General features: G+C 49.0%; 24 protein-coding genes. 7 read left to right on the forward strand and 17 right to left on the reverse strand.

The window, feature by feature from the left end:
* Positions 1-3: 3 nt before the first annotated feature.
* A complete protein-coding gene (locus A1sIA56_RS05180) occupies positions 4-771 on the reverse strand; it encodes a biotin--[acetyl-CoA-carboxylase] ligase (protein WP_190276994.1) in 768 nt (255 codons plus the stop codon).
* Between the two features lie 12 nt (positions 772-783).
* Here A1sIA56_RS05180 and A1sIA56_RS05185 point away from each other — a divergent pair, with 12 nt between their 5' ends.
* The 6 genes from A1sIA56_RS05185 to A1sIA56_RS05210 are packed head-to-tail and all read left to right on the forward strand — an operon-like array spanning position 784 to position 7,329.
* The gene (locus A1sIA56_RS05185; RefSeq protein WP_095673861.1) at positions 784-2,361 is read left to right on the forward strand and encodes an acyl-CoA carboxylase subunit beta; all 1,578 of its coding nucleotides are present in this window, start codon (positions 784-786) and stop codon (positions 2,359-2,361) included.
* A 2-nt stretch (positions 2,362-2,363) separates the two neighbouring features.
* Positions 2,364-2,546, forward strand: coding sequence for an acyl-CoA carboxylase subunit epsilon (locus A1sIA56_RS05190; protein WP_095673862.1), 183 nt, complete (start codon positions 2,364-2,366; stop codon positions 2,544-2,546).
* Positions 2,547-3,149, forward strand: a complete 603-nt coding sequence (locus A1sIA56_RS05195) for a Maf family protein (protein WP_095673863.1) — start codon at positions 2,547-2,549, stop codon at positions 3,147-3,149.
* Positions 3,146-4,864, forward strand: a complete 1,719-nt coding sequence (locus A1sIA56_RS05200; protein ID WP_095673864.1) for an acetyl/propionyl/methylcrotonyl-CoA carboxylase subunit alpha — start codon at positions 3,146-3,148, stop codon at positions 4,862-4,864. The genes A1sIA56_RS05195 and A1sIA56_RS05200 overlap by 4 nt, the downstream gene beginning before the upstream one ends.
* Entirely contained in the window at positions 4,861-5,691 is an 831-nt protein-coding gene (locus A1sIA56_RS05205; RefSeq protein WP_095673865.1) for a purine-nucleoside phosphorylase, read from the forward strand. The genes A1sIA56_RS05200 and A1sIA56_RS05205 overlap by 4 nt, the downstream gene beginning before the upstream one ends.
* A gap of 18 nt (positions 5,692-5,709) precedes the next feature.
* Positions 5,710-7,329, forward strand: coding sequence for a phospho-sugar mutase (locus A1sIA56_RS05210; RefSeq protein ID WP_095673866.1), 1,620 nt, complete (start codon positions 5,710-5,712; stop codon positions 7,327-7,329).
* Here A1sIA56_RS05210 and deoC read toward each other — a convergent pair.
* The 11 genes from deoC to A1sIA56_RS05265 form a co-directional block, all read right to left on the reverse strand.
* Complete coding sequence (gene deoC, locus A1sIA56_RS05215) at positions 7,326-8,012, reverse strand: deoxyribose-phosphate aldolase (protein ID WP_095673867.1); 687 nt, start codon at positions 8,010-8,012, stop codon at positions 7,326-7,328. The two genes, A1sIA56_RS05210 and deoC, sit on opposite strands and share 4 nt — an antisense overlap.
* A gap of 3 nt (positions 8,013-8,015) precedes the next feature.
* Positions 8,016-9,110 (reverse strand): adenosine deaminase, encoded by a 1,095-nt coding sequence (locus tag A1sIA56_RS05220; protein ID WP_095673868.1) that lies wholly within the window; start codon positions 9,108-9,110, stop codon positions 8,016-8,018.
* Positions 9,107-10,396 (reverse strand): thymidine phosphorylase, encoded by a 1,290-nt coding sequence (locus tag A1sIA56_RS05225; RefSeq protein ID WP_095673869.1) that lies wholly within the window; start codon positions 10,394-10,396, stop codon positions 9,107-9,109. Before A1sIA56_RS05225 ends, A1sIA56_RS05220 begins: the two co-directional genes overlap by 4 nt.
* The gene (locus tag A1sIA56_RS05230; RefSeq protein WP_095673870.1) at positions 10,393-10,791 is read right to left on the reverse strand and encodes a cytidine deaminase; all 399 of its coding nucleotides are present in this window, start codon (positions 10,789-10,791) and stop codon (positions 10,393-10,395) included. Before A1sIA56_RS05230 ends, A1sIA56_RS05225 begins: the two co-directional genes overlap by 4 nt.
* Positions 10,791-12,068, reverse strand: a complete 1,278-nt coding sequence (locus A1sIA56_RS05235; RefSeq protein ID WP_223298421.1) for an ABC transporter permease — start codon at positions 12,066-12,068, stop codon at positions 10,791-10,793. The genes A1sIA56_RS05230 and A1sIA56_RS05235 overlap by 1 nt, the downstream gene beginning before the upstream one ends.
* Entirely contained in the window at positions 12,068-13,219 is a 1,152-nt protein-coding gene (locus A1sIA56_RS05240) for an ABC transporter permease (RefSeq protein ID WP_095673872.1), read from the reverse strand. Before A1sIA56_RS05240 ends, A1sIA56_RS05235 begins: the two co-directional genes overlap by 1 nt.
* Positions 13,216-14,715: an ABC transporter ATP-binding protein gene (locus A1sIA56_RS05245; protein WP_095673873.1), complete on the reverse strand. Its 1,500-nt coding sequence runs from the start codon at positions 14,713-14,715 to the stop codon at positions 13,216-13,218. The genes A1sIA56_RS05240 and A1sIA56_RS05245 overlap by 4 nt, the downstream gene beginning before the upstream one ends.
* A gap of 105 nt (positions 14,716-14,820) precedes the next feature.
* Positions 14,821-15,882 carry a BMP family lipoprotein gene (locus A1sIA56_RS05250; protein WP_095673874.1) on the reverse strand — a complete coding sequence of 354 codons (1,062 nt, stop codon included), beginning with the start codon at positions 15,880-15,882 and terminating at the stop codon, positions 14,821-14,823.
* Between the two features lie 137 nt (positions 15,883-16,019).
* Positions 16,020-17,006: a BMP family lipoprotein gene (locus A1sIA56_RS05255; RefSeq protein ID WP_095673875.1), complete on the reverse strand. Its 987-nt coding sequence runs from the start codon at positions 17,004-17,006 to the stop codon at positions 16,020-16,022.
* Complete coding sequence (gene trpS / locus A1sIA56_RS05260; protein WP_095673876.1) at positions 17,006-17,998, reverse strand: tryptophan--tRNA ligase; 993 nt, start codon at positions 17,996-17,998, stop codon at positions 17,006-17,008. The genes A1sIA56_RS05255 and trpS overlap by 1 nt, the downstream gene beginning before the upstream one ends.
* A 20-nt stretch (positions 17,999-18,018) precedes the next feature.
* Positions 18,019-19,314, reverse strand: coding sequence for a hemolysin family protein (locus A1sIA56_RS05265; protein ID WP_095673877.1), 1,296 nt, complete (start codon positions 19,312-19,314; stop codon positions 18,019-18,021).
* A gap of 134 nt (positions 19,315-19,448) precedes the next feature.
* On the opposite strand from A1sIA56_RS05265, the gene A1sIA56_RS05270 reads away from it, so the two are divergent.
* Positions 19,449-20,531, forward strand: coding sequence for an ABC transporter ATP-binding protein (locus A1sIA56_RS05270; RefSeq protein WP_095673878.1), 1,083 nt, complete (start codon positions 19,449-19,451; stop codon positions 20,529-20,531).
* A 41-nt stretch (positions 20,532-20,572) separates the two neighbouring features.
* Here the strand turns inward: A1sIA56_RS05270 and A1sIA56_RS05275 are convergent, their stop codons facing one another.
* Genes A1sIA56_RS05275 through A1sIA56_RS05295 form a run of 5 tightly spaced genes read right to left on the reverse strand, consistent with a single transcriptional unit; the run spans position 20,573 to position 24,570 of the window.
* Positions 20,573-21,259: a Type 1 glutamine amidotransferase-like domain-containing protein gene (locus tag A1sIA56_RS05275; protein ID WP_095673879.1), complete on the reverse strand. Its 687-nt coding sequence runs from the start codon at positions 21,257-21,259 to the stop codon at positions 20,573-20,575.
* Between the two features lie 8 nt (positions 21,260-21,267).
* A complete protein-coding gene (locus A1sIA56_RS05280; protein WP_095673880.1) occupies positions 21,268-22,482 on the reverse strand; it encodes an NADP-dependent isocitrate dehydrogenase in 1,215 nt (404 codons plus the stop codon).
* Between the two features lie 28 nt (positions 22,483-22,510).
* Positions 22,511-23,461 (reverse strand): malate dehydrogenase, encoded by a 951-nt coding sequence (gene mdh / locus A1sIA56_RS05285; RefSeq protein WP_095673881.1) that lies wholly within the window; start codon positions 23,459-23,461, stop codon positions 22,511-22,513.
* Positions 23,462-23,512: 51 nt separating this feature from the next.
* On the reverse strand, positions 23,513-23,740 hold the full coding sequence (locus A1sIA56_RS05290; RefSeq protein WP_095673882.1) for a hypothetical protein: 228 nt from the start codon (positions 23,738-23,740) through the stop codon (positions 23,513-23,515).
* The gene (locus A1sIA56_RS05295) at positions 23,728-24,570 is read right to left on the reverse strand and encodes a bifunctional methylenetetrahydrofolate dehydrogenase/methenyltetrahydrofolate cyclohydrolase (RefSeq protein ID WP_095673883.1); all 843 of its coding nucleotides are present in this window, start codon (positions 24,568-24,570) and stop codon (positions 23,728-23,730) included. Before A1sIA56_RS05295 ends, A1sIA56_RS05290 begins: the two co-directional genes overlap by 13 nt.
* Positions 24,571-24,577: the final 7 nt, after the last annotated feature.

The following is a 24,577-nucleotide window of genomic DNA, read 5'->3' on the forward strand; positions in this document are numbered from 1 at the left end:
GCCCTATCGTAGATGAACGATGTCTCCGACTGTTACTCGAGAACCGTCTTCGAGAATGAGTTCGCCTGCAGGCGTCACATCTACAGCTTTTCCATTCTTATGGCTGCCATCTGGATGTTCAATTCGTATGTCGTGGCCAATCGTTGCAGACCTCTCTTTATACAGATGGCGTAGATCTTCACCGTTCTGCCATCTTTGAAAGAGCTCTTCAAAGGTTGCTAGGAATGTCGAGAGAATGAGATTGCGGTCCAGTGTTGAGAAGTTGTGGAGGGCTAGTGAAGTAGCAGTAACAACAGGAAGTTCCTCTTGAGACATTCCAACGTTGATGCCAACACCGATTACAACTCCGTCACCACTTGTTTGCGCGATGATTCCGCCGACTTTTCCATCTCCTATAAGAATGTCATTGGGCCATTTAAGAGTAGGTGAAAGCTCGGGATCCAATGTGGTGAGCGAAAAGATTGCAGAGAGCCCAGTAAGAAGTGGCAGAAATGACCAATCAGATTTATCTCGAATTGGTTCAACATAGAATGAAAACATCAGAGCAGAAGATGCAGGTGCATCAAATTTTCTATCGAGCCGACCTCGTCCTGCACTTTGATATTCCGTAGTGATGACTTCACCGCTTTTTGCTTTTTTATCTGCAACTAATTGCGTTAAGTCATCTTGCGTCGATCCCGTGACTTCAACCACGCTTACTCGCCAGTACTGCGAGATTTTTTCTGAGATGACCGAACTATCTAGCGGTGGTCTTGGCGCAACGGTGCTCACGACTAGTACCTTATGTTCATGAGCCCAGATCTGCACACTACAGCGGGAAAAATCGAAGACCTCCGCGAAAGAATTGATGAAGCTGTCCACGCTGGTTCTGCACGCGCAGAAGAGAGGCAGCATGCCAAGGGCAAGGGCACCGCTCGCGAACGTATTGAGATGCTCGTCGATGCAGATTCATTTACCGAAATTGATGAGTTCGCTCGTCACCGCGCCCAGAACTTCGGCATGGAGAAGAACCGACCTTACGGTGACGGTGTCATTATCGGAACCGCGACAGTAGATGGGCGACCAATCGCACTTTACTCACAGGACTTCACTGTTTTTGGTGGATCGCTTGGCGAGGTACATGCAGAGAAGATTGTAAAGATTGCCGAGTTTGCTCTGAAGTCAGGAATTCCACTGATTGGAATCAATGATTCAGGTGGAGCGCGTATTCAAGAAGGCGTGGCTTCACTCAACGGTTACGGACGAATCTTCCGCCTTAACACGCGTTCATCAGGTGTGATTCCCCAGATTTCTTTGATCCTCGGGCCATGTGCCGGCGGCTCTGCATATTCACCTGCACTAACCGACTTCACCGTCATGGTGAAGGAAACATCCAACATGTTTATTACAGGTCCAGATGTGATCAAGACTGTTACTGGCGAAGATGTTGGTATGGAAGAACTTGGTGGTGCATTCACACATAACACCAAATCTGGAAACGCTCATTACATGGCAGATTCAGAGGCAGATGCGATTGATTATGTGAAGGCGCTGCTGTCATACCTTCCATCTAACAATATGGATGGATCTCCTGTCCTTCCTCCAACAGAGACCCTTGATAAGAGCGCATCTGATACAGCGCTCAACACTTTGATTCCAGATAGCCCTAACCAGCCATACGATATGAAGAACTTGATTCAAGCTCTCGTAGATGAAGGCGAATTCCTTGAAGTTCATGCTCTCTATGCACCGAATATTGTTGTGGGATTTGCGCGCATCGAAGGTCAATCAGTTGGAATTATTGCCAACCAACCTTCACAGCTTGCAGGCACGCTCGATATCAATTCATCTGAGAAAGCAGCGCGATTCTTACGCTTCTGCGATGCATTTAATATTCCAATCCTGACACTCGTTGACGTACCAGGATTTATGCCTGGTACAGAGCAAGAGTGGAACGGAATCATTCGTCGCGGAGCAAAGCTTCTTTACGCATATGCTGAAGCATCAGTTCCACTAGTCACCCTTATTACCCGTAAGGCTTACGGTGGAGCATTTATCGTGATGGGCTCTAAGTACCTTGGCAGCGATATCAACTTTGCTTGGCCTAGCGCTGAAATCGCGGTGATGGGCGCACAGGGTGCAGTCAATATTCTTTATCGTAAGGATTTAGCTGAGGCTAAAGATCAAGATGCGAAGCGCGCAGAATTGATTACTGAGTACACCGAAAAGTTCTCCAATCCTTACCTCGCTGCAGAGCGCGGAACAATCGATAGCGTGATTGAACCTGAAGATTCACGCCAATACATCACGAAGGCATTCCGAACACTCAAGACAAAGCGCGATACCTTGCCAGCACGTAAACATGGAAATATTCCTCTATAACGATGAAATTCTCTGTTACAGCAGGCCATCCAACTCCTGAAGAGCTCGTTGCACTTCAAGCTGTTTTGGCCAACCACAAAGCCGTTGACATCAAGCCGGTAATTAAGCGAAGCGTCTTTGCGCTGCCACAACTGCGCCAACCACTTCCTCACCAAATTACCTTCGGCGCTCGAAAGCATCAGTAAATGCCACGTATCGTCTTAGCATCGCAATCAACTTCTCGTCGTCGCTTACTGACCGATGCTGGCCTGAAGCCAACAATCATCGTAAGCAATGTGGATGAAGAGACAGATTTCTTCAACGCAATGACTCCCGAAGATATGGTGATTGCTCTGGCGATTTCAAAGGCACACACAGTTCGCGAAATGATTGATTACCCAGCAATCATCATCGGCTGCGATTCAACATTTGATGTCGATGGAGTCTCATTCGGTAAACCAGGTACGCCAGAAGTCGCCGTTAAGCGCGCTAAGAAAATTAGTGGCCGTACGGGTTTACTTCATACCGGACATTGCATTATCGATACTGAGCGCGGAATTGAGATTGCAGATCGCGTCACCACGAAAGTCACCTTTACAGATATGACCGATGAAGAGATTACAGATTACGTAGCATCTGAAGAGCCACTTCACGTAGCTGGCGGTTTCACTCTCGATGGCTTTGGAAGCCCTTTTATTCCAGTAATCGAGGGCGATTACACCAATGTTGTGGGAATTTCGATGCCATTTCTTCGTAACGCAATGAAGCAACTTGGATATTCTTGGCCTCAAGTGAAGGAGATGTCATGAAGCGCGTTCTGATTGCTAACCGAGGAGAGATTGCTCTTCGCGTTATTCGCGCATGTAAAGACCATGGCCTCGAATCTATTGCGATGTATTCAGAAGAAGATCGCGATGCACTTCATGCAAAGAGTGCAGACTTTTCTTACTCACTCAACGGAACTGTTGCCAAAGATACCTATCTCAATATTCCAAAGATCATCGCACTCGCTAAAGAATCTGGCGCGGATGCAGTTCACCCTGGTTATGGATTCCTCTCCGAGAACGCAGATTTTGCTCAAGCAGTAGTCGATGCCGGGCTCATCTGGATCGGTCCCCCACCCGCTGCCATTAGCGCGCTCGGCGATAAAGTTTCAGCTCGTCGTATTGCATCGGCTGCAGGCGCACCTCTTGTCGCAGGAACTAAAGACCCTGTTACAGGACATGAAGAAGTTCTCGCCTTTGCCAAAGAACATGGACTACCCGTTGCAATCAAAGCTGCATTCGGCGGTGGAGGTCGCGGCCTCAAGGTTGCCCGCACCATGGAAGAAATTCCAGAACTTTATGCATCGGCTGTCCGTGAAGCGATTGCAGGTTTTGGGCGCGGTGAATGTTTCGTCGAACGTTATCTCGATAAGCCACGCCACGTAGAGACCCAAGTATTGGTCGACAAGCACGGACATGCAGTTGTTGTTTCAACTCGTGACTGCTCATTGCAGCGTCGCCACCAGAAGCTTGTTGAGGAAGCGCCAGCGCCATTCTTAACTGATGCCCAGAACGAAGAGCTCTATCGCTCAAGTAAGGCGATCATGAAAGAAGCTGGCTATGTTGGCGCCGGCACTTGCGAATTTCTTGTCGGCCTCGACGGAACAATTTCGTTCCTTGAAGTAAATACCCGTCTTCAGGTAGAACACCCTGTCTCTGAAGAGGTAACAGGCATTGACCTTGTGCGCGAACAATTCCGCATCGCAATGGGTGAAAGCCTCGGTTTTGATGATCCTGTTGTGCGTGGCCACTCGATTGAATTCCGTATCAACGGTGAAGATCCTGGTCGCTCATTCTTACCTGCACCAGGTCGCATTACTTCGTGGAATATTCCAACCGGTCCGGGAGTCCGCGTAGATGCAGGTTTCCGTAACGGAGATGTCATCGGTGGAAACTTCGATTCACTTCTTGCAAAGCTCATCGTTACAGGTGCAACTCGCGAACAAGCTATCCAACGCGCACGTCGCGCTCTCGCTGAATTTGAAGTAGGTGGACTCGCTACTGCACTCCCCTTCCACCGCGCCATCCTGGAAGATCCTGCTTACACAGATGTGTTCAAGGTCTATACAAGTTATATCGAGAATGAATTTAAGAACGATATTCCTGCCTTTGAATCTGCGGCCGCTGAGATTCAGACTCGCGTCGCTGCTGAAAAGCTTGTCGCTGAAGTCAATGGAAAGCGCTTTGAAATTCTCGTCCATGCACCAGAACCTGTTGTAAAGCGCCATCGCGCAAAGCAATCATCCGGTGGTGGCTCATCTGGAACTGGCCTTGCCAGCCCGATGCAAGGAACTGTTGTAAAGATTGCTGTCGAAGAAGGACAGAGCGTTGAAGCAGGAGATCTCATCATCGTTCTTGAAGCGATGAAGATGGAACAACCTCTCAACGCCCATAAGTCAGGTGTGATTAAGAACCTAAAAGCTGTAATTGGTGAGACCGTGGCCAGCGGAACAGTTCTCTGTGACATTATTGAGGCATGACCTCAACTGAACTTCTCTACTCAGATCCATTAGCTGCCGCTACTAAGGCAGCTGCAGAAATCGCAGAACGCACAGGCGTCGCATCTCACGATGTCGCACTTGTTATGGGTTCAGGGTGGGTAACAGCTGCAGATGCGCTCGGTGCACCTGCCTATGAGTGCGATGCACATGAGATCACCGGCTTCTTTGCACCAGCAGTTGAAGGTCACTCAGGAAAAGTTCGCTCTTACGAAATCGTCGAAAATGGCAAGACAATTCGCGCACTTGTCTTCTTAGGTCGCACCCACCTATATGAAGGTAAGGGCATGGAACCTGTAGTGCACGGAGTCCGTACAGCAGTGAAGGCAGGCTGCAAGGTAGTCATCCTCACCAATGCATGTGGTGGCATCAATACTTCATACAAGGTTGGTCAGCCCGTCATTATTCGTGATCACATCTCACTTACAGCAGCATCACCACTATCAGGTGCAACATTTATCGATCTGACAGATCTTTATAGCAAGCGCATCCGCGAGATTGTGAAGAAGGAAGATTCTTCTCTTGCCGAAGGCGTTTATGTCCACTGGCGCGGGCCAACTTATGAAACTCCAGCTGAAATTCTGATGATGCGCACTATGGGCGCTGATCTGGTTGGCATGTCAACGGTTCCTGAAGCAATTGCAGCGCATGCTCTTGGCGCTGAAGTTCTCGGCATCTCACTTGTTACTAATGCTGCGGCAGGCGTTACAGGAGAAAAGTTAAACCACGAAGAAGTAATTGCTGCCGGCAAGGCTGCTGCTGATCGCATGGGCACTTTGCTCAAGAACACTATTCCTAAACTCGTCTAACGAGATTAGCCTTAAGCCATGAACAGCACTCTGCGCGCCGAAGTTGAAGCTTGGATTGCTGACGACCCAGATCCAAAGACTGCAGCCGAGCTACAAACCCTGCTCGATGCAGGCGATGAAGTAACACTTAAGAAATACTTCAATGGCTTTCTCCAATTTGGAACTGCTGGTCTTCGTGGTCCGATAGGTCCTGGACCTTCTTGTATGAATCGCGCTGTTGTGGGCCGTGCAGCAGCTGGTATCGCTTCTTATATGCAAAAGCGCGGAATGACCAAGGTCGTCATTGGCAGAGATGCTCGTTATGGCTCTGAGGATTACACATTTGAAACGGCTGAAATTATGAGTGGTGCCGGAATGGATGTGTACATACTTCCCCGCCCGCTACCCACTCCGGTACTCGCCTTTGCAACTTCTTATCTTGCTTGCGATATCGGAATTATGGTGACGGCAAGCCATAATCCACCGCAAGATAATGGTTACAAGGTTTATGTAGGACCTGAAGCTGATGGAGTTAAGTACGCATCATCACAGATTATTAATCCAACAGATGGCTTTATTGCAGCTGATATAGATGCAGTGACATCGCTGAGGTCACTCCCCCGTGGCAGCAAGTGGACTATCTTGGATGAAGAAGTATTAAATGAATATGTAAAGCGCACCAGCGCACTTGCTCCACGTCCTGGCGATCTCAAAGTTGTTTATACAGCGATGCACGGAGTTGGCACAGAGACAGCGCAACTTGTCTTTAACAAAGCCGGCTTCTCATCTCTGATAACTGTCGATGAACAGTGCACTCCAGATCCTGATTTTCCTACCGTTGCATTTCCTAACCCCGAAGAACCTGGCGCCATTGACCTTGCTCTCAAAAAGGCTCGCGACTTCAACGCCGAAATAGTAATTGCCAATGACCCTGACGCCGATCGATGCGCAGCTGCCATTAATGACCCTGTAGTCGGCTGGCGCATGCTGCGCGGAGATGAACTTGGCGTTGTGCTGGGTGAATGGATTGCTCGCTCAAAACCTTCTGGAACATTTGGAAACTCAATCGTTTCCTCATCTGCTCTTCGCAAAATCAGCGGCCATTATGGAATCGATTTCCAGGAAGTACTCACCGGCTTTAAATGGTTGGCCAAGATTGAAGAGCTCGCCTTCGGATATGAAGAAGCGATTGGATACGCCGTTGATTCAGATACCGTCAACGATAAAGATGGAATCTCCGCGGCAATATTCTTAGCGCAAGTTGCCATGGACCTGAAGCGAGATGGCTTAACAATTAGCGACTTACTCAATCAAGTGTGGGAACGCCATGGTTTCCACGGCACCGAGCAGATCTCTATTCGAGTCTCAGATATGTCTGCCATTACTCGATTGCTAGCAGGTCTTCGTCAGACTCCGCCTAAAGAAATTGCAGGGCGTGCGGTGGAATCAATCGATGACTTAGCTGCACCGAAGGATGGTTTACCACCCACAGATGGGTTGCGTATCTGGCTCGCTGGCGGCATTCGCATCATTGTTCGCCCATCAGGGACCGAAGCAAAGATGAAGTGCTACATCGAAGTGATTACTAAGACTTCAGGCGATTCCGAAGCGCTATTAAATGAACTGCGCGAACCTTTAAAGAAGTTCTTGGCAGGTTAAGCGCCGAAGCGCTCAACAAATTCATCGAGCATTGCAGCTGTTCCGCTAGCGCCACTGCGCTTTACGCCGGCATCCATAAATGAAAGCAACATATCGAGTGACTTCACGCCGCCCGCACTCTTTACTTCAACCTTTGAAGAAACCGAAGCGCGCATCAGTTGTACATCTTCAAGGATGGCACCTGTTGGAGCAAAACCTGTAGATGTCTTTACGTAATCAGCACCGGCAGCTTCGCAGAGCTGGCAGGCTTTAACAATCTCTTCTTTGGTCAGGTATGCATTCTCGAGGATTACCTTTACTTGGTTGCCACTTGCCGCAGCAACGACCGCAGCAATTTCTTCACGGACTTCGTCATACATCCCTGACTTCATCCAACCAATATTGATTACGACATCGATTTCAGTGGCTCCATCGGCAACTACCTGCTTGGTTTCAAATACCTTGGTAGCAGTTGCCGAATTGCCGTGCGGGAAGCCGACGACAGTTCCGACGTGAACATCGCTTCCGCGCAAAATATCGGCGCAGAAAGCAACATCAGCTGGCTTACAGCAGACAGATGCAACGTCGTACTTCATAGCGACTTCACATCCTGCCTTTACTTCATCGCGTGACATATCTGGACGCAAGAGTGCGTGATCAATTGTCTTAGCGACTTGGTGAAGGGTGTACTTAGGATGTGCCATTACTTACTCCTCTGAAATCTTTGCATAGGCAGGTTTAACAACGCTTTCAATGATTGCTAAGCGCTCTTCAAATGGAATGAAGGCGCTCTTAAGAGCATTAATCGTTACGCGCTGAAGGTCTTGGAAAGTCCAATCGCATTGGTTAACCATCTCGGTCATTTCGCGTGACATTGATGTTGCTGACATTAAGCGGTTATCGGTATTGATGGTGACACGGAAACGAAGCTTGGCCAGGCGAGCAAGAGGGTGGTGGGCAAATGAATCTGCCACTCCTGTCTGAATATTTGATGATGGGCACATCTCAAGTGGAACGCGGCGATCGCGGACATAGGAAGCAAGACGTCCTAAACGCGGTGGCGTGTGGTTGAAATCAATATCGTCAGTGATGCGCACGCCGTGTCCCAAGCGTTCTGCGCCGCAGAGTTGAATTGCTTCCCAGATTGATGGCAGGCCATACGCCTCACCAGCGTGGATCGTGAAATGAGCATTTTCGCGGCGCAGATATTCAAAGGTATCGAGCTGATCGCTTGGTGGGAAACCATCTTCAGGGCCTGCGATATCGAAGCCGACAACGCCTTGGTCGCGATACTTCACCGCAAGCTCTGCTACCTCTTGCGAAAGATTGTTCTGGCGCATTCCACAGAGAAGTGACATCACACGAATTGTGTTGCCCTCTGCCTTTGCTTCAGCTTCACCTGCACGGAAACCTTCGAGGATGGCTTCGATTGCCTGAGAAAGTGACATTCCTTTTTCAGTGATGAGTTCTGGTGCCATACGCACTTCGGCATAGACCACGCCATCGCGAGCAAGATCTACAGCACATTCACGCGCCACACGTACTACATCTTCTTTACGTTGCATGACCGCAACTGTGTGCGCAAATGTTTCGAGATAGAGAACGAGTGAACCTGAATCACATGAACTGCGGAACCATTCAGCGAGTTCAGCTGCGTCAGAGGTTGGAAGTTCGTGGCCAATCTCTTTGGCGATATCGATAATTGTTTGCGGGCGAAGTCCTCCATCAAGGTGATCATGTAAAAGTGCTTTTGGAAGTCGCTTTACTTGATCCGCTGTTGGCTTCTTTGTTAAGTCGCTCATCCTTCAATTCTCTCTAACACTAGAGGTAGACGATTGACCGTTCCACCTTCAACTATTGTGACAGCGCCTTCAAGAATTTCGAGAGCGCGTTCAAATCGTGGGGCTTCATCTGTATGTAAGGTCATCAATGGTGACCCTGCAGTGATGTAATCGCCTGGCTTTGCGTGGAGTTCGATGCCGGCACCTGCTTGAACCTTTTCACCCTGCTTAGAACGTCCTGCACCTAAACGCCATGCGCTGACGCCGACCTTCATCGCATCCATCGTTGTAATGATTCCGCTATTTGCAGCCTTCACAACATGTTGTTCGCGCGCTACAGGAAGTGCAGCATCGGGATCTCCGCCCTGAGCACTGATCATGCGGCGCCAATGGTCCATTGCGCTGCCATCTTTGAGCGCATCTGCTGGATCTTTTCCGACAATGCCGGCTGCATCAATCATTTCGCGAGCAAGAAGAATGGTTAACTCAACAACATCAGAAGGTCCGCCACCTGCAAGGACTTCAACGGATTCACGCACTTCTAGAGCATTACCTGCTGTGAGTCCGAGAGGAACATCCATTGCGGTAACGAGAGCGCGAGTCTTCACGCCTGCATCTCTACCAAGTTGCACCATAGTGCGAGCAAGTTCTGATGCCTTTGCAGGATCTGACATAAATGCACCAGAGCCTGTCTTCACATCAAGAACGAGCGCTGAAGTTCCTTCGGCAATCTTCTTGCTCATGATCGAAGATGCAATCAGTGGAATCGCTTCAACGGTTGCAGTGACATCGCGAAGCGCGTAGAGCTTCTTATCTGCTGGCGCTAGCCCTGCACCCGCTGCGCAAATTACAGCGCCGGTGTCTTGCAAGACTTTGAGCATCTCATCGTTTGTCAGCGATGCGCGCCAACCGGGAATGGATTCAAGTTTGTCGAGAGTTCCACCGGTATGTCCAAGCCCACGGCCAGAAAGTTGAGGAACTGCTCCGCCGCATGCTGCAACAAGTGGAGCAAGTGGAAGAGTGATCTTGTCACCGACACCGCCCGTTGAATGCTTATCTGCTGTTTTGCGATCGAGCTTCGACCAATCCATACGTTCGCCGCTATTGATCATGGCGTTGGTCCAGCGAGAAATTTCTCGTGAATTCATTCCATTAAGAAGAATTGCCATGAGAAGTGCTGACATCTGTTCGTCGGCAACGACGCCACGTGTATAGGCGTCGATAATCCAATCAATTTGCGGATCTGTTAACTCATTGCGATCGCGCTTTGCTGCAATGATTTCTACGGCTGCAAATGGTTCAATCATGAAAGGCGTTCGTTCATCTCTTCGGGACCAAATGCCCATGGAAGAAGGTCGCCCAGAGTTTTAATCCCTTCATTGGTATCCATTTGAAGCTTTGATCCACCGTGTTCTTGCAAGAGCTGGCGACAACGTCCACATGGCATCAAGGGATTTCCAGCAATATCTACGCAAGCAAAGGCGACCAAACGCCCGCCACCTGTAGCGATGAGATTGGAAACTAATCCGCATTCGGCGCAGAGTGTAAGTCCGTAGCTAGCGTTTTCAACATTGCACCCTGTGATGATGCGACCATCATCAACGAGCGCTGCAACACCAACAGGGAACTTTGAATATGGCGCATACGCCTTCTTCATTGCACCGAGCGCTTCACTGCGCAGCAAATCCCAGTTGATCTCCATTAGTGCGAACCGCCTCCGCGTTTATAGGCGATGCCATCGGCTGCGGGTGCTCGTACTTTTCCTACGAAGCCCGATACGGCGATGATGGTTGCAATGTATGGAGCCATCAACATAAATTCTGATGGAATTGGTGTTCCGGTAATTGTGAGAAGTCCTTGCAAGTTATCTGCAAAACCAAAGATAAGAGCAGCAGCTACAGCACCTAGTGGGCTCCAGCGACCGAAGATAAGGGCAGCAAGTGCGATGAAGCCCTTGCCTGCAGTCATCTCCTTGCTAAATGAACCAACTGCGCCCAATGTAAAGAATGCTCCACCAAGCCCAGCAACTGCACCTGCAATAAGAACATTGCGGAATCGAATCTTATTGACGTCGATTCCGACAGATTCAGCAGCCGTTGGGTGCTCGCCCACAGCGCGGGTACGTAGACCCCACTTAGATTTAAAGAGTGCAATATGAATAAGAATGACAGCCGCGTACATCAGATACACAATGATGTTCTGGCTAAAAAAGATTGGTCCTATGACCGGAATCTTGGCGAGGATCGGAATCTCGATAGGTGCAAAGGTTCCGCCAGAGTTCCATGTTGATTGATATGGAATCAGCAGCTTCTTATAGAGGAAGCCGGTGAGACCAATAACAAGAACGTTGAGTACGAAACCAAGAACCACTTGATCGATTCCATACTTGATAGCAAAGACAGCCAGAAGCCAAGCGATTGCAGCGCCTGCGAATGGCGCAACCAATAGCCCTGCAATCTTGTTCTGAGTCAGTGATGCGATAACGCCTGACATGAAAGCACCCGCAAGGAGCTGGCCTTCAATTGCAATATTGATAACGCCCGAGCGTTCGGAGAGGACGCCGGCCATCGCACCAAAAATCAGAGGCACGGAAAGGAAGAGTGCGCCTTGAAGAAGCCCGGTAAATGGAATGAATTTGCCGGCTGCTGCCCAGCATAGGAATGACATCAGGAATGATGCACCGAAGAGACCGCTTGCAAAGCGAATGGTCTTACGCGCTCTAAATTGAAGAACAGAGAGAAGCACTGCAAGGAGTGCAATCACTGCAAATACAAGAGCACCTGACTTTGAATCGACGATGCGTTCGCGTGTAAGTACCCACTCGTTGCCTAAGACAAAGTTAAATGTCACAGGAGCGCTGGTCTTAGGAAGAAGGCCGAAGAGAATCAGTGCAAAGCCTCCGAGTGAGCCCATGGTGATGATTCCGCGCTTGCGGCGACGTTCTGGAGCAGAGAGAGCTCGTACTTCTGTAGTGCTCATTAGCCGTTCCATCCCTTCGAAGCGACTGTTTCTCCAGCGTCAACGTTCTTCAAGCGGAAGAGAGATTTAATCAGCGCTGGCGCTGCAATAAAGAGAACGACAAGTGCTTGAATCACAAGAACGAGATCAAGTGGAGTCTCAGTACTTGCCTGCATGGTGAGGCCACCAGCGCGGAGTGCTCCAAAGAGCAATGCAGCAAAGACTGTTCCGATTGGAGTTGCGCGACCAAGGAGAGCAACGGTGATGGCATCGAAGCCAAAGCTTCCGCCAACGCCAGCAGTCATTGCAGGTTCTGAACCAAGAATCTGAACAGCGCCACCGAGTCCAGCAAGTGCTCCTGCAATAAACATGACAGATGTTGTTACGCGAGCAACTGAAATTCCTGCAGTGCGGGATGCCGCTGCATTTGCACCGACTGCTCGGAATCGGAAGCCCCATGTGCTTCGATTGAGAAGCCACCAGATAGCAGCTGCTGCAATGAGTGCGACGATAAATCCAAAGTTTGCACGTAGATCTGAGCCGAAGAGAAGTGGCAAACGTGCGTTGGGGCCGACTTCAGGAGCAAGTGGGTCTTGACGTCCAGGACGTAAGAAAGCTGTAGTGCTGAGCAACCAGAGCAAGAAATAACCTGCGACGTAGTTGAGCATGATTGTCACGATTACTTCATGTGCCCCGGTGCGTGCTTTAAGGAGCCCCACAAAGCCTCCATAGAGACCAGAGAAGAGCATTGCTGCAGCGATTGCTGCAACTACGTGAATTCCAACTGGAAGATCGAATGTGAAACCAACCCAGCTAGCACCGATTGCACCGGCTATGAATTGACCTTGCGCACCGATATTAAATAGCCCGGCACGAAATGCCAGAGCTACAGAGAGTCCAGTAAGAATAAGAGGAGAAGCAGCTACAAGCGTTTCGGAGAATGGGTAGAAACCTTGAATGAAACTATCTTGCGCAAGTTGTGGATCAAAGATTGAACCGCGAAAGAGCGCCCAGTATGCAGCGCCAGCTGTTGCGAATGCCTTTGAAATCATTTCCAGCGGTTGACCCTTAAGGGCTAGGACGTTGGAATCTGAGAATGCAACCAACAAGCCGCTGACAAAGAGCGCCATGGCAAATGAGAGCGCAGGAAGAATTAATTTCTTTAGATTCATGGTTTTACACCTGCCATCAATAGACCTAGATCCTCACGTGAAGTTGTGGCGGGAACGATGGCGATAAATTCACCGCGATACATCACAGCAATTCGATCTGCCAGTGCTGAAACTTCATCGAGTTCAGTACTGAAAAGAAGTACGGCGCGGCCAGAATCACGTTCAGCGATGATGCGCTCATGTACAAACTCAATGGAACCTACATCGAGGCCGCGAGTAGGTTGTGAAGCAACGACAAGTTTGACGGGACGAGATAGCTCGCGCGCAAGTACTACCTTCTGCTTATTTCCACCTGATAATGAAGATGCAGGATCTTTTGCAGATTGAGCGCGGATATCGAACTCAGCAACGCGCTTCTGCGCTTCCTGAGAGACAATGCTCGGAGAGATAACCGGACCTTTTGCATATGGTGGCAGGTCATGGAGATCGAGAATTAAATTCTCTTCGATGCTAAACGAGGCGATTAGTCCATCTTCTTCGCGAGATTCAGGTACAAATGCGATTCCAGAGTGAAGGGCATCGCGCACAGAAGATTTGGTGATATCTACGCCATCAAGCGAAATTGTTCCGTGAACATGTTCTTGCAGACCAACAATTGCTTCTGCAAGTTCTGATTGGCCATTGCCTTGCACACCTGCAACAGCGAGGACTTCGCCGGTACGTAGTTCGAAGGAGACATTCTTTACAAGATTGCGACCTGTGTGATCGGAGATATTGAGGTTCTTCACATCGAGCATCACCTTGCCGAGCTCGGGTGCTTTCTTATCAACATCGAGTGAGACTGGGCGCCCCACCATGAGAGAGGCCAACTCTTCTTGAGAGGCTGAAGGGGATGCGGTTCCCACAACCTTGCCACGACGAATAATCGTAATCTTGTCCGCGGCCTCTCTTACTTCACGTAATTTATGGGTGATAAAGACGATTGATGTCCCGCCTTCTTTAAGCTTCTTCATATTGCGCAGAAGTTCATCGGTCTCTTGAGGAGTAAGCACTGCAGTTGGTTCGTCGAGGATAAGTACCTTTGCGTCATAAATGAGCGCACGAATGATTTCTACGCGCTGTTGAAGTCCGACCGGCAGGTCTTCGACAAGAGCATCGGGATCAATATCAAAGTTAAATTCAGCTGATACTCGAAGAATTTCTTCACGCGCTGTCGCGAGATCAAGAAGTCCTGGGCCTTTGGTCTTCTCATGGCCCAAGACAATATTTTCTGCAACAGTAAAGACGGGAATCAGCATGAAGTGCTGATGAACCATTCCGATACCTGCAGCAAGTGCATCAAGTGGTGATTGGATATCGACAATTTTTCCGTCAACACTGATAGTTCCTTCATCAGGTGAGAGAAGTCCGTAGACGATATTCATCAGCGTTGATTTTCCAGCACCGTTCTCGCCGAGAATTGCATGGATCTCGCCATCAGCTACTGCAAGGTCGATGGATTCATTTGCAACGAGGGCACCAAAGCGCTTTGTTATTCCGCGCAATTCCAGTGACATGTGCGTAAATCTACTAGTTTTATTGCACTTTAGAAAGTTAAAAGAAAAGAAAGATGGGCTAGCACCGCAGTGCTAGCCCATCTTTGTAAAACTAGTTTTAGCTAATTACTTAGCTGAAACCTTTCCGCTGCGAATATCGTTACCAAGCTTTGTAACTTCAGTACGAAGCTTTGTTGGAACCATACGGATCAAGTCATGGTAAGGAGCAAGGAATGTTCCTGCATTCTTGAGGTTACCGTTGTAGCCAGTTGCTGAGAACTTTCCAGCAGCCTGGTCCTTGATTACAGCCTGTACAGAAGTTCCGACACCCTTAACTACAGATGTAAGAAGAACCTTTTTGTACTGTGGAGCTGCAACATATCCATCAGTATCAACCCAGATAACAACTGACTTCTTTGAAGTAAGTGAGTTACCTGCTGTTGCTCCACCAAGTCCACCAGCAACTGGGAAGATTACATCTGCACCCTGCTGCTCGAAGTTCTTAGAGATCTGAAGTGCCTTAGCTGAATCTGAGAAGCCGCCGACGAATGTTCCGTCCTTCTTAGCTGTATCCCAACCAAGAACTGTTACTGACTTGCCCTTGACCTTGTTGTAGTGAGCTACACCCTTAGCAAAGCCATCCATGAAGATTGTGACTGGTGGAATGTTAAGTCCGCCGTATGTTGCAACCTTTGCTGTCTTTGAAACTCCAGCAGCAACGTAACCAGCCTGGAATGCTGATTCATTTGTTGAGAATTCGATTGGCTTAAGGTTTGCAAACTTTGTACCTGGGTAGACAGAACCGTCTGCACCGTGGTCTTCGCCATCCTGATCAACAATTGCGAAGTTAACTGTTGGGTTTGCCTTAGCTCCTGCAACGATTGCGCTGTTGATAAGGAAGCCAACGCCAATGATGAGGTTGCACTTCTCGTCTACAAGCTTCTTAATGTTTGGTGCGTAATCTGCATCAGTTGTTGCTGAGAGATACTTAACTGTTACGTTCTTATCTGCCTTTGCTGCAGCCTGTGCGCCTGCCCAAGCAGATGCGTTAAATGACTTGTCGTCAACGCCACCTGTATCGAGTGCAAGACATGCCTTTGTTGCGTTAGCTGCTGTTGCTGCTGGTGCTGCACCGAAAGCAAGTGCCGCAGCAGCGAACACTGCTACAAACTTAATTGTCTTCTTCAAGGTTTTCCTCCAAGGAATATTGGTTGTTCTGTATGCGTGAGCCTAGTCTTCCGCGCTGAGATTCAACAAAATGCGAGGCCCTAAAACGCGGTGTGGCTTGTAACAGTTGTGAAAACTCTCAACTAGAACTTTACGTTTTAGGCGGGGATCTTCTCCGCGGTGGCCGCTGCCACATTGATTAAATCGCTGACATTGGCCAATTCTTTAGAACGGACCGTGAATTCAATTCCGCCGCCCGTTATCCCATAGCTGCGTCCATAAATGCCCGCATCGGCATCGAGAATATCTAGGTACTGCTTCTTCGCCACAGAGAGTGCGATGACATCGTAAATGGCTTTATCTACGCGCTTCACAACTGAAGCGATAAGGAATTTCTTAGTTGCGCTGGTGACGGTTATGTATTGATCTGGTTCGATATTGATAAGCCCAAGAACTGAACCTTTTTTCTTGGCATTGCGAGCAACTATTGATTTAAATATTTCAGCATCAGAACCAAAAGTTGTGGCAAAGACAACGTCTGCTCCTGCATCAAGTACTTGAGTCGTTGCAACTGAGTAAGAACCCGAAACATACTTAACGATTGGAACTACCTTCTTCTTAGAAGCAAATACGCCTGCAGAGAATCCATCTTTAAAGAGGTCTGCTTGGTTCGGATTGGCAATCATCGCAACTTTGCCAGTCTTTGAAATTAAGGCTGCGCTATAGCCCGCAAGGTATGCGCCTTGTACATTGGCAAAAACAACAGAGGTCACATTAAGCGCAGCCACGCTGGCATCGTTGATGATGGCAAATTGCGTATTGGGGAATTCAACTGCCAACGCCTGCAGAGTCGGTGCATACCCGCTGCCAATAACGATGATGGGGTTGCAGTTCTTTGAAATCAGCGAGCGAATTCGCTTTTCGCGATCAGCGCTACTGCCATCAGTGACAACTGCATCAAGCTTGAAATCAAATTGACGTTGCGCTTTTTCCAACCCAGCGGCTGCGGCGTCGTTAAAGGACTTATCTCCACGTCCGCCAATGTCATAGGCAACGCCCACGCCGAGATTAGTTGCCGCCTGTGCTGGCGCAGAAAGCAATGACGCGCCAACCAAAAGCGCAATAAAGGCGGCGCGAATTTTCATTAGAGAACCACACCTAGATTCTTGTAGGTCGCATCGATTGTTTGCTGAGCAACAGATCGAGCTTTTTCAGAACCCTGATGCAAAATATCGAGAAGGTGCTCTTCATCCTCAAGAAGTTCGACAGCCTTTGCGCGAATTGGGCGAAGGTATTCGACTACGACTTCAGCAACTGCTGATTTAAAGTCTCCGTATCCCTTGCCCTCAAATTCATTCTCGAGGTCGGCGATGCTCTTGCCTGAAAGCGCTGAGTGAATAGTAAGAAGGTTGCTAATGCCTGGCTTTTCAGCGACGTCATATTTAACTTCGCGGCCCGCATCAGTCATTGCGCTCTTGATCTTCTTAAGGTTTGCCTCTGGAGTATCCATAATTTCAATAACACCAGCGACCGCACCCGATGATTTACTCATCTTCGCAGTTGGCTCTTGAATATCGTTGATCTTCGCCGCAGTCTTAAGGATGTATGCCTCAGGAAGTTGGAAGGTATTTCCGTAGCGTGAATTAAAGCGCCCAGCTAAGTCGCGAGTGAGTTCGATATGTTGGCGCTGATCTTCACCGACAGGCACGTAATGCGCTTGGTAAAGCAAGATATCTGCAGCCTGCAACATCGGATATGTAAAGAGTCCTACGCGAGCAGAATCAGCGCCAGCCTTTGATGATTTATCTTTAAATTGCGTCATGCGGCTTGCTTCGCCGAATCCGGTCATGCACTCCATGATCCAACCCAATTGGTTGTGCTGTGGAACTTGTGATTGAACGAAGAGAGTTGATTTCTCTGGAGAAATACCCAGCGCCAAAAGCTGCGCCGCAGATGCAAGTGTGCGTTTACGCAATAGTGCTGGATCGGTCTCAACTGTTAACGCGTGGAGATCAACGATGCAGTAAAAAGCATCATGGCCATCTTGGAGTTCAACCCACTGCTTTACCGCGCCTAGATAATTGCCCAGGTGGAAAGAGTCACTAGTTGGCTGAATGCCAGAGAGAACGCGCTTCATGGTTGTAATTCTCGCACGCTCTAGTAGTTACGCGAGATCAATAATCGTCCAGCGCGCTTACCTTCCATAGAGAGCACTGTGATTCGGACGCCGTTAACGCCAACAATGTCGCTGGCGACTGGGATTCGCCCTAAATAATGCATCACAAAACCACTTGCAGTCTCGTATGGGCCATCCGGTAATTCAATGCCGGTTTCTTCGAGTAAATCCTCGAGAGAGATGAGTCCATCAACCTCAAAATCACCTGTGCGAGATTCGAGAGAAACTTCAGTCTCATCGCCATCGTATTCATCGCGAATATCGCCAATGAGAGTTTCGACGAGATCTTCAAGGGTGACAATGCCATCGGTGCCACCGTATTCATCGAGGACGATGGCAAGATGCTGGCGCTGACTTCTCATCTCGGTGAGAGCAGGCAAAATTCCCTTAGTACCAGGTAAATACATAATGTTGCGTGAGAGCTCTTGAATCTTTGCATTTGAATTTGCAAGTGATGTATCAAGTAGGTCGCGAACATGGATAAATCCAATTACTTCATCAGATGAACCCCGCACAACGGGATATCGTGAGTGCGCCTTCTCGATGGCGAGCGCAATTGCTTTGCCTACAGTCAGGGACGCGTCCATGAAATCAACTTCGGTGCGTGGCACCATAACCTCATGCACTTGGCGTTCTGATGCGTTAAAGACTTCTTCAACAATGTCGCGCTCTTCATCTGTGAGAGCCGCATGCCCTGCAACTAAGTCCAGCAGCTCTTCTTCGGAGATCTGACTGCGCTGCTCTTTAGGGTCGATACCAAAGAGGCGCACGACAATATTTGTTGAGTGCGAAAGGATCCAGATGATGGGGCGGAAGAGATGCGCCACGAGATCGATAAACCCTGCAGATGCGAGCGCAATCTGTTCAGTGCGAAATAGGGCAAGACGCTTTGGCACTAGCTCGCCGAAGACCAATGAGAAGTAGGCAATGATGAGAGTGACGCCGATAAGGGATGTGGTGTTGGCAGTCCGTGTAGAGATTCCTAAATCTTCAAGCCACGGAATGACATAGACGCCTAACTTTTCAGCACCCAGGGCAGCTGAAAGAAATCCTGTAACAGTGACGCCAACTTGTAGGGCAGCTAAGAGTCTGTTGGGATTACTTGCAACGTGAGCAACTTTGGCGCCTCGCTTGCCTCGGGTTGCCATCTGTTTGATCTGGCTTTCGCGCAGAGAAATCAGCGCAATTTCAGCAGCAACGAAGAGGGCTCCAAGAAGGATGAGCCCAAGGACAAGTCCAATCGAAGGCAGGATTGATCCCGCGGGGTGGCTTTCCATGATGTGAGAAGTCTAGCGACTGCCCTTCCTAAACGCTCCCCCGTGCCATAGCCTTTCCCACGCTGGTCAACCGGCCAGCACCTTCATCCTCGGACCGTCGGGCACGTACCTGCCCGGATAAGGAAATGTAAAAAATGGCATCAGTTGTATTCGAAAATGCATCACGCATCTACCCAGGCACAACAGCTCCTGCAGTAGACAAGCTCAACCTCACCGTCGCAGATGGCGAGTTCCTTGTTCTTGTTGGACCATCAGGTTGCGGTAAGTCAACTTCACTTCGTATGTTGGCAGGCCTTGAAGAGATCGACGGTGGTCGAGTTCTTATCGGTGATCGTGACGTCACAAACGTTGCACCAAAAGATCGCGATATCGCGATGGTCTTCCAGTCATATGCGCTTTACCCACACATGACTGTTGCAGAGAACATGGGCTTCGCTCTTAAGATCGCAGGCGTTGATAAAGCAGAACGCGAGAAGCGTGTCCGCGAAGCAGCAAAGTTGCTCGACCTCGAGCCATACCTAGAGCGCAAGCCAAAGGCTCTTTCAGGTGGTCAGCGTCAGCGCGTTGCAATGGGTCGTGCGATTGTTCGCGAACCACAGGTGTTCTTGATGGACGAACCTCTTTCAAACCTTGATGCGAAGTTGCGCGTTGCAACTCGTACACAGATTGCTGCGTTGCAGCGTCGCCTCGGAATTACAACTGTCTACGTAACACACGACCAGGTTGAAGCTATGACCATGGGTGATCGCGTTGCAGTTCTTAAGGATGGCTTGCTTCAGCAAGTTGATACACCTCGTAATCTTTACGATAAGCCAGCAAATGCATTCGTTGCAGGCTTTATCGGATCTCCTGCAATGAACCTCCTTACCGCTCCTGTTTCAGGCGGAAAGGCTCAGCTCGGAGACCTCAATATCGATGTTCCAGCATCAGCTGGCTCATCTGTAACAGTTGGTATCCGTCCAGAAGGTTGGACAGCTGCTTCAACTGGTTTCCATGTGCTTGTAGAAGTTGTTGAAGAACTCGGTTCTGATGCATTCGTATACGGAAAGCCTGCAGATAACAATGTGAAGTTCGCTAACTCTGTCGATGAAGGCGCTCAAGTAATTGTTCGCTGGGATCCAAAGAATCCACCAAAGCCAGGCGAGACAATCACAGTTGCTAACGTTGCAGGTGCAGTACACCTATTCGATGCAACAACAGGTGCTCGTATTAACTAAGTAATTAACTAAAAACCCCGTCGATTATTCGGCGGGGTTTTTTATTGGGCAATATCTAGCGTGCCGCGGAGAACATGCACATTACCGCGACCGAACTTTCTCCAAGCATCGGTATGAACGAGTGCGGTATTTTCATCAATTCCCAGCAGAGTTGCATCAGAAAAAGTGTGAGCGATAAATGCTGTGACGCGATCTGGTAGCCAGCCCAACATCTTGTCGTAATGGGGAATTACTTCGATGCCGGTAAGTAGACCGAGACCTTCTGAGTGATGAGACTTACGAATTCCCATAATGGTGCCACCAAATGCCATGGCTCCAGCCGAACATCCAGCTAACGAAGTTCCTGTCTTCCACTGGGCAACAATTTCATTCCAAAGCGGTGAACCATTGAAGATCTCAGCAACGCGATGAGGGTCTCCCCCAGAAAAGTAAATGAGTCCAGCACCTTCAATTGCATCAACAAAGTCTGGATTGAAAGCATCTTCGCGTTCGTGAATGGGCAAGTAAATGCATTCGCTGCCGATGCGATCTGATTGCTCTTGCCCTAAACGCTTCCACTTTTCACGGCTTCCATCTCCTTCATGAGAAGAGGCAGTTGGAATCTGTACAAAGGTATTTCGTTTACCTCTAGAAATAGCACGATGCAGGAGCTCGGTTTCAAGCTCCTGCATCTGTACTGAATACTCACCAGAACCAACGAGTGCGATCGCACCTGCGTTCTGGTCCATAGCTGTATTTAAGCCATTGCCTTCTTGAGGTTTTCATCGATTGATGCCAAGAACTGCTGCGTAGTTTGGTATGGCGCATCAGGAGCGATAAGAAGTGCAAGATCCTTAGTCATCTTTCCTTCTTCAACTGTCTGAATACATACCTGCTCGAGAGTCTTTGTGAACTTAGCGAGCTCTGCATTGTTATCAAGTTTTGCGCGGTGAGCAAGACCCTGTGTCCACGCGAAGATAGATGCGATTGGGTTTGTTGAAGTCTCTTTACCTGCCTGGTGATCGCGGTAGTGACGAGTCACTGTTCCGTGAGCAGCCTCTGATTCGCAGACCTTTCCATCTGGTGTCATCAAGACAGATGTCATCAGACCAAGTGAGCCGTAACCCTGTGCGACGGTATCTGACTGAACGTCTCCGTCGTAGTTCTTACATGCCCAGACGTAGCCACCTTCCATACGAAGTGACATTGCAACCATGTCATCGATGAGGCGGTGCTCGTACCAGATGCCTGCAGCTTCGAACTGTGGCTTGAATTCTGCCTGGTAGATCTCTTCGAAAATATCTTTAAAGCGTCCGTCATATGCCTTAAGGATTGTGTTCTTAGTTGAGAGATAGACAGGGAACTTGCGTAGAAGTCCGTAGTTCAAAGATGCGCGTGCAAAGTCGCGGATTGATTCATCGACGTTGTACATAGCCATCGCTACACCTGAAGATTTAAAGTCAAAGACTTCAAATTCCTGTGGCGCTGAACCGTCTTCAGGAACATATGAAAGTGTGAGCTTTCCTGGACCTGGGACCTTGAAATCTGTTGCGCGGTACTGATCACCGAATGCGTGACGACCAATAACGATTGGCTTTGTCCAGTGTGGAACAAGGCGTGGCACGTTACTGATGATGATTGGTTCGCGGAAGATTACGCCGCCAAGGATGTTGCGGATTGTTCCGTTAGGAGACTTCCACATCTTTTTGAGGCCAAATTCTTCAACGCGAGCTTCATCAGGAGTAATAGTTGCGCACTTGATACCGACGCCATGCTTCTGGATTGCCTTAGCTGAGTCGATAGTGACCTGATCATCAGTTGCATCGCGGTGTTCCATACCGAGGTCGTAGTACTCAAGATTGACGTCAAGGTAAGGCAGGATCAACTTATCCTTGATGAACTGCCACATGATGCGGGTCATTTCATCGCCGTCGAGCTCTACAACTGTTCCTTCTACTTTGATCTTTGCCATTATCTTCTCCGGTTTTTGTTGTGATTAATTAAAGAGTCTGTACATCTGCTTGCTTAGCGCGGACTGCTTCGGCAGCTTCTTTGAGTGATGCAACTTCTGAATCGGTCAGCTTGCTTTCGACAACCTTGCGAATACCGGTCTTGCCGATTTCTGCTTCAACACCAAGGTAAACGCCAGAGATTCCGTATTCGCCATCGACCCATGCGCACACTGGCATGACTTCGCCTGAATCTTCGATAACTGCCTTAGCCATACGAGCAGCTGCTGCAGATGGTGCGTAGTAAGCAGAACCTGTCTTAAGGAGGGCGACAACTTCTGCGCCACCATTACGTGTGCGGTCAACGAGTTCGTCGATTTCAGCTTGTGACAACTTATCTGAAAGTGGAACGCCGCCAACTGTGCAACGACTTGGGACTGGAACCATGGTGTCGCCGTGGGAACCAAGGGTTAGAGTCTTTACCGATCCAACTTCAACGCCAAGCTTTTCAGCAACGAAGTTGGTAAAGCGTGCTGTATCGAGCATTCCTGCCTGACCCATGACGCGGTTCTTAGGAAAGTTAGTTGCAATCTGTGCAAGTGCTGTCATTTCATCAAGTGGGTTTGAGACCACGATGATGACCGCATTCGGTGAGTGCTTTGCAATGTTTTCAGCAACGCCACGGACGATGCCAGCATTGACGCCGATCAAATCCATGCGGCTCATGCCAGGCTTACGTGGAAGTCCTGCAGTAATGACAACGACATCAGAGTTAGCTGTCTTTTCGTAGCCAGCACCTTCAGGAGTTGTTGTTGCGCCAGTGATCTTTGTTTCGAATCCTTCGATAGAACGAGATTGGTTCATATCGAGAGCAAGGCCTTCAGGCTTTCCTTCGAGAATATCTGTGAGTACAACCTCATCGAAGATGTTGTATTCAGCTAAACGAAGAGCTGTAGTTGAACCATAGAAACCTGCACCTACAACGGTGACTTTCTTTGCCATGAACGTATCCTTTTTAAGTAGCTATATAAGTATCTTGACGTCGAGAGAACTCTACAACCCCTTCGGAAGGGCGATAGCCAGACCAAAGAGCACAATCGCTATTGCGAGCGGGAGGTAGCGCTCAATTCTGCGCTTATTCCATTGCGAAAGCGAGATCACGCCGGTGCCTGCTGAAATCAGAAGGGCGCCGGTGCGGACAAATCCTGCGATACCGAGAATAACGCCGAGTGAAATCGCGATGTATGCAGCGCGAAGTTGAAGGGCTGTTATCGCTCGCATGCATCAACCACATTCATCAAAAGCATCGCGCGAGTCATTGGTCCAACCCCGCCAGGCATCGGCGCCACGAAAGATGCAACGTTCATAACACCAGGATCAACATCGCCCAATAAACCAGCTTCGGTACGAGAGATTCCAACATCGAGAACTGCAGCCCCTGGCTTAATCATTTCGGCTTTAAGGAAATGCGCCTGACCGATCGCAGCAACGACAATATCTGCGCGCTGTGTGTGAGCAACTAAATCTTTTGTGCCTGTATGCGTCAGTGTCACGGTTGCATTCTCTTGTTTGCGAGTTAACAACAAACCAAGTGGGCGACCAACAGTGAGGCCGCGACCGATAACAACTACTTCTGCTCCGGCCAAAGGAATCTTGTAGTGGTTAATCAATTCAACGATTCCGCGAGGAGTGCAAGGAAGTGGTGCTTCATATCCTGCAACCAGGCGACCTAGATTCATGGGATGCAATCCATCTGCATCTTTATCTGGATCGATTGCTTCAAGAATAACTTGGGTATCAATGCCCTTTGGAAGTGGAAGCTGCACGATATATCCGGTGCACTCTTTTGCTGCATTGAGATCTTTAATTGCAGCAAGAACATCAGCTTGGGTAGCCGATGCCGGAAGATCAATACGGATTGAATTGATTCCGACTTCTTGGCAATCACGATGCTTTCCGCCAACGTAGGAATGCGAACCAGGATCATCGCCAACTAATACGGTGCCAAGACCTGGAGTAATTCCCTTTGCCTTTAGAGCGGCAGTGCGAACAGCAAGATCTTTTTTGATTGAGGCAGCCAGTGCCTTTCCATCAAGTATCTGTGCGCTCATGTGGCAA

The sequence above is a fragment of the Candidatus Planktophila sulfonica genome (assembly GCF_002288065.1).
Classification (GTDB): domain Bacteria; phylum Actinomycetota; class Actinomycetes; order Nanopelagicales; family Nanopelagicaceae; genus Planktophila; species Planktophila sulfonica.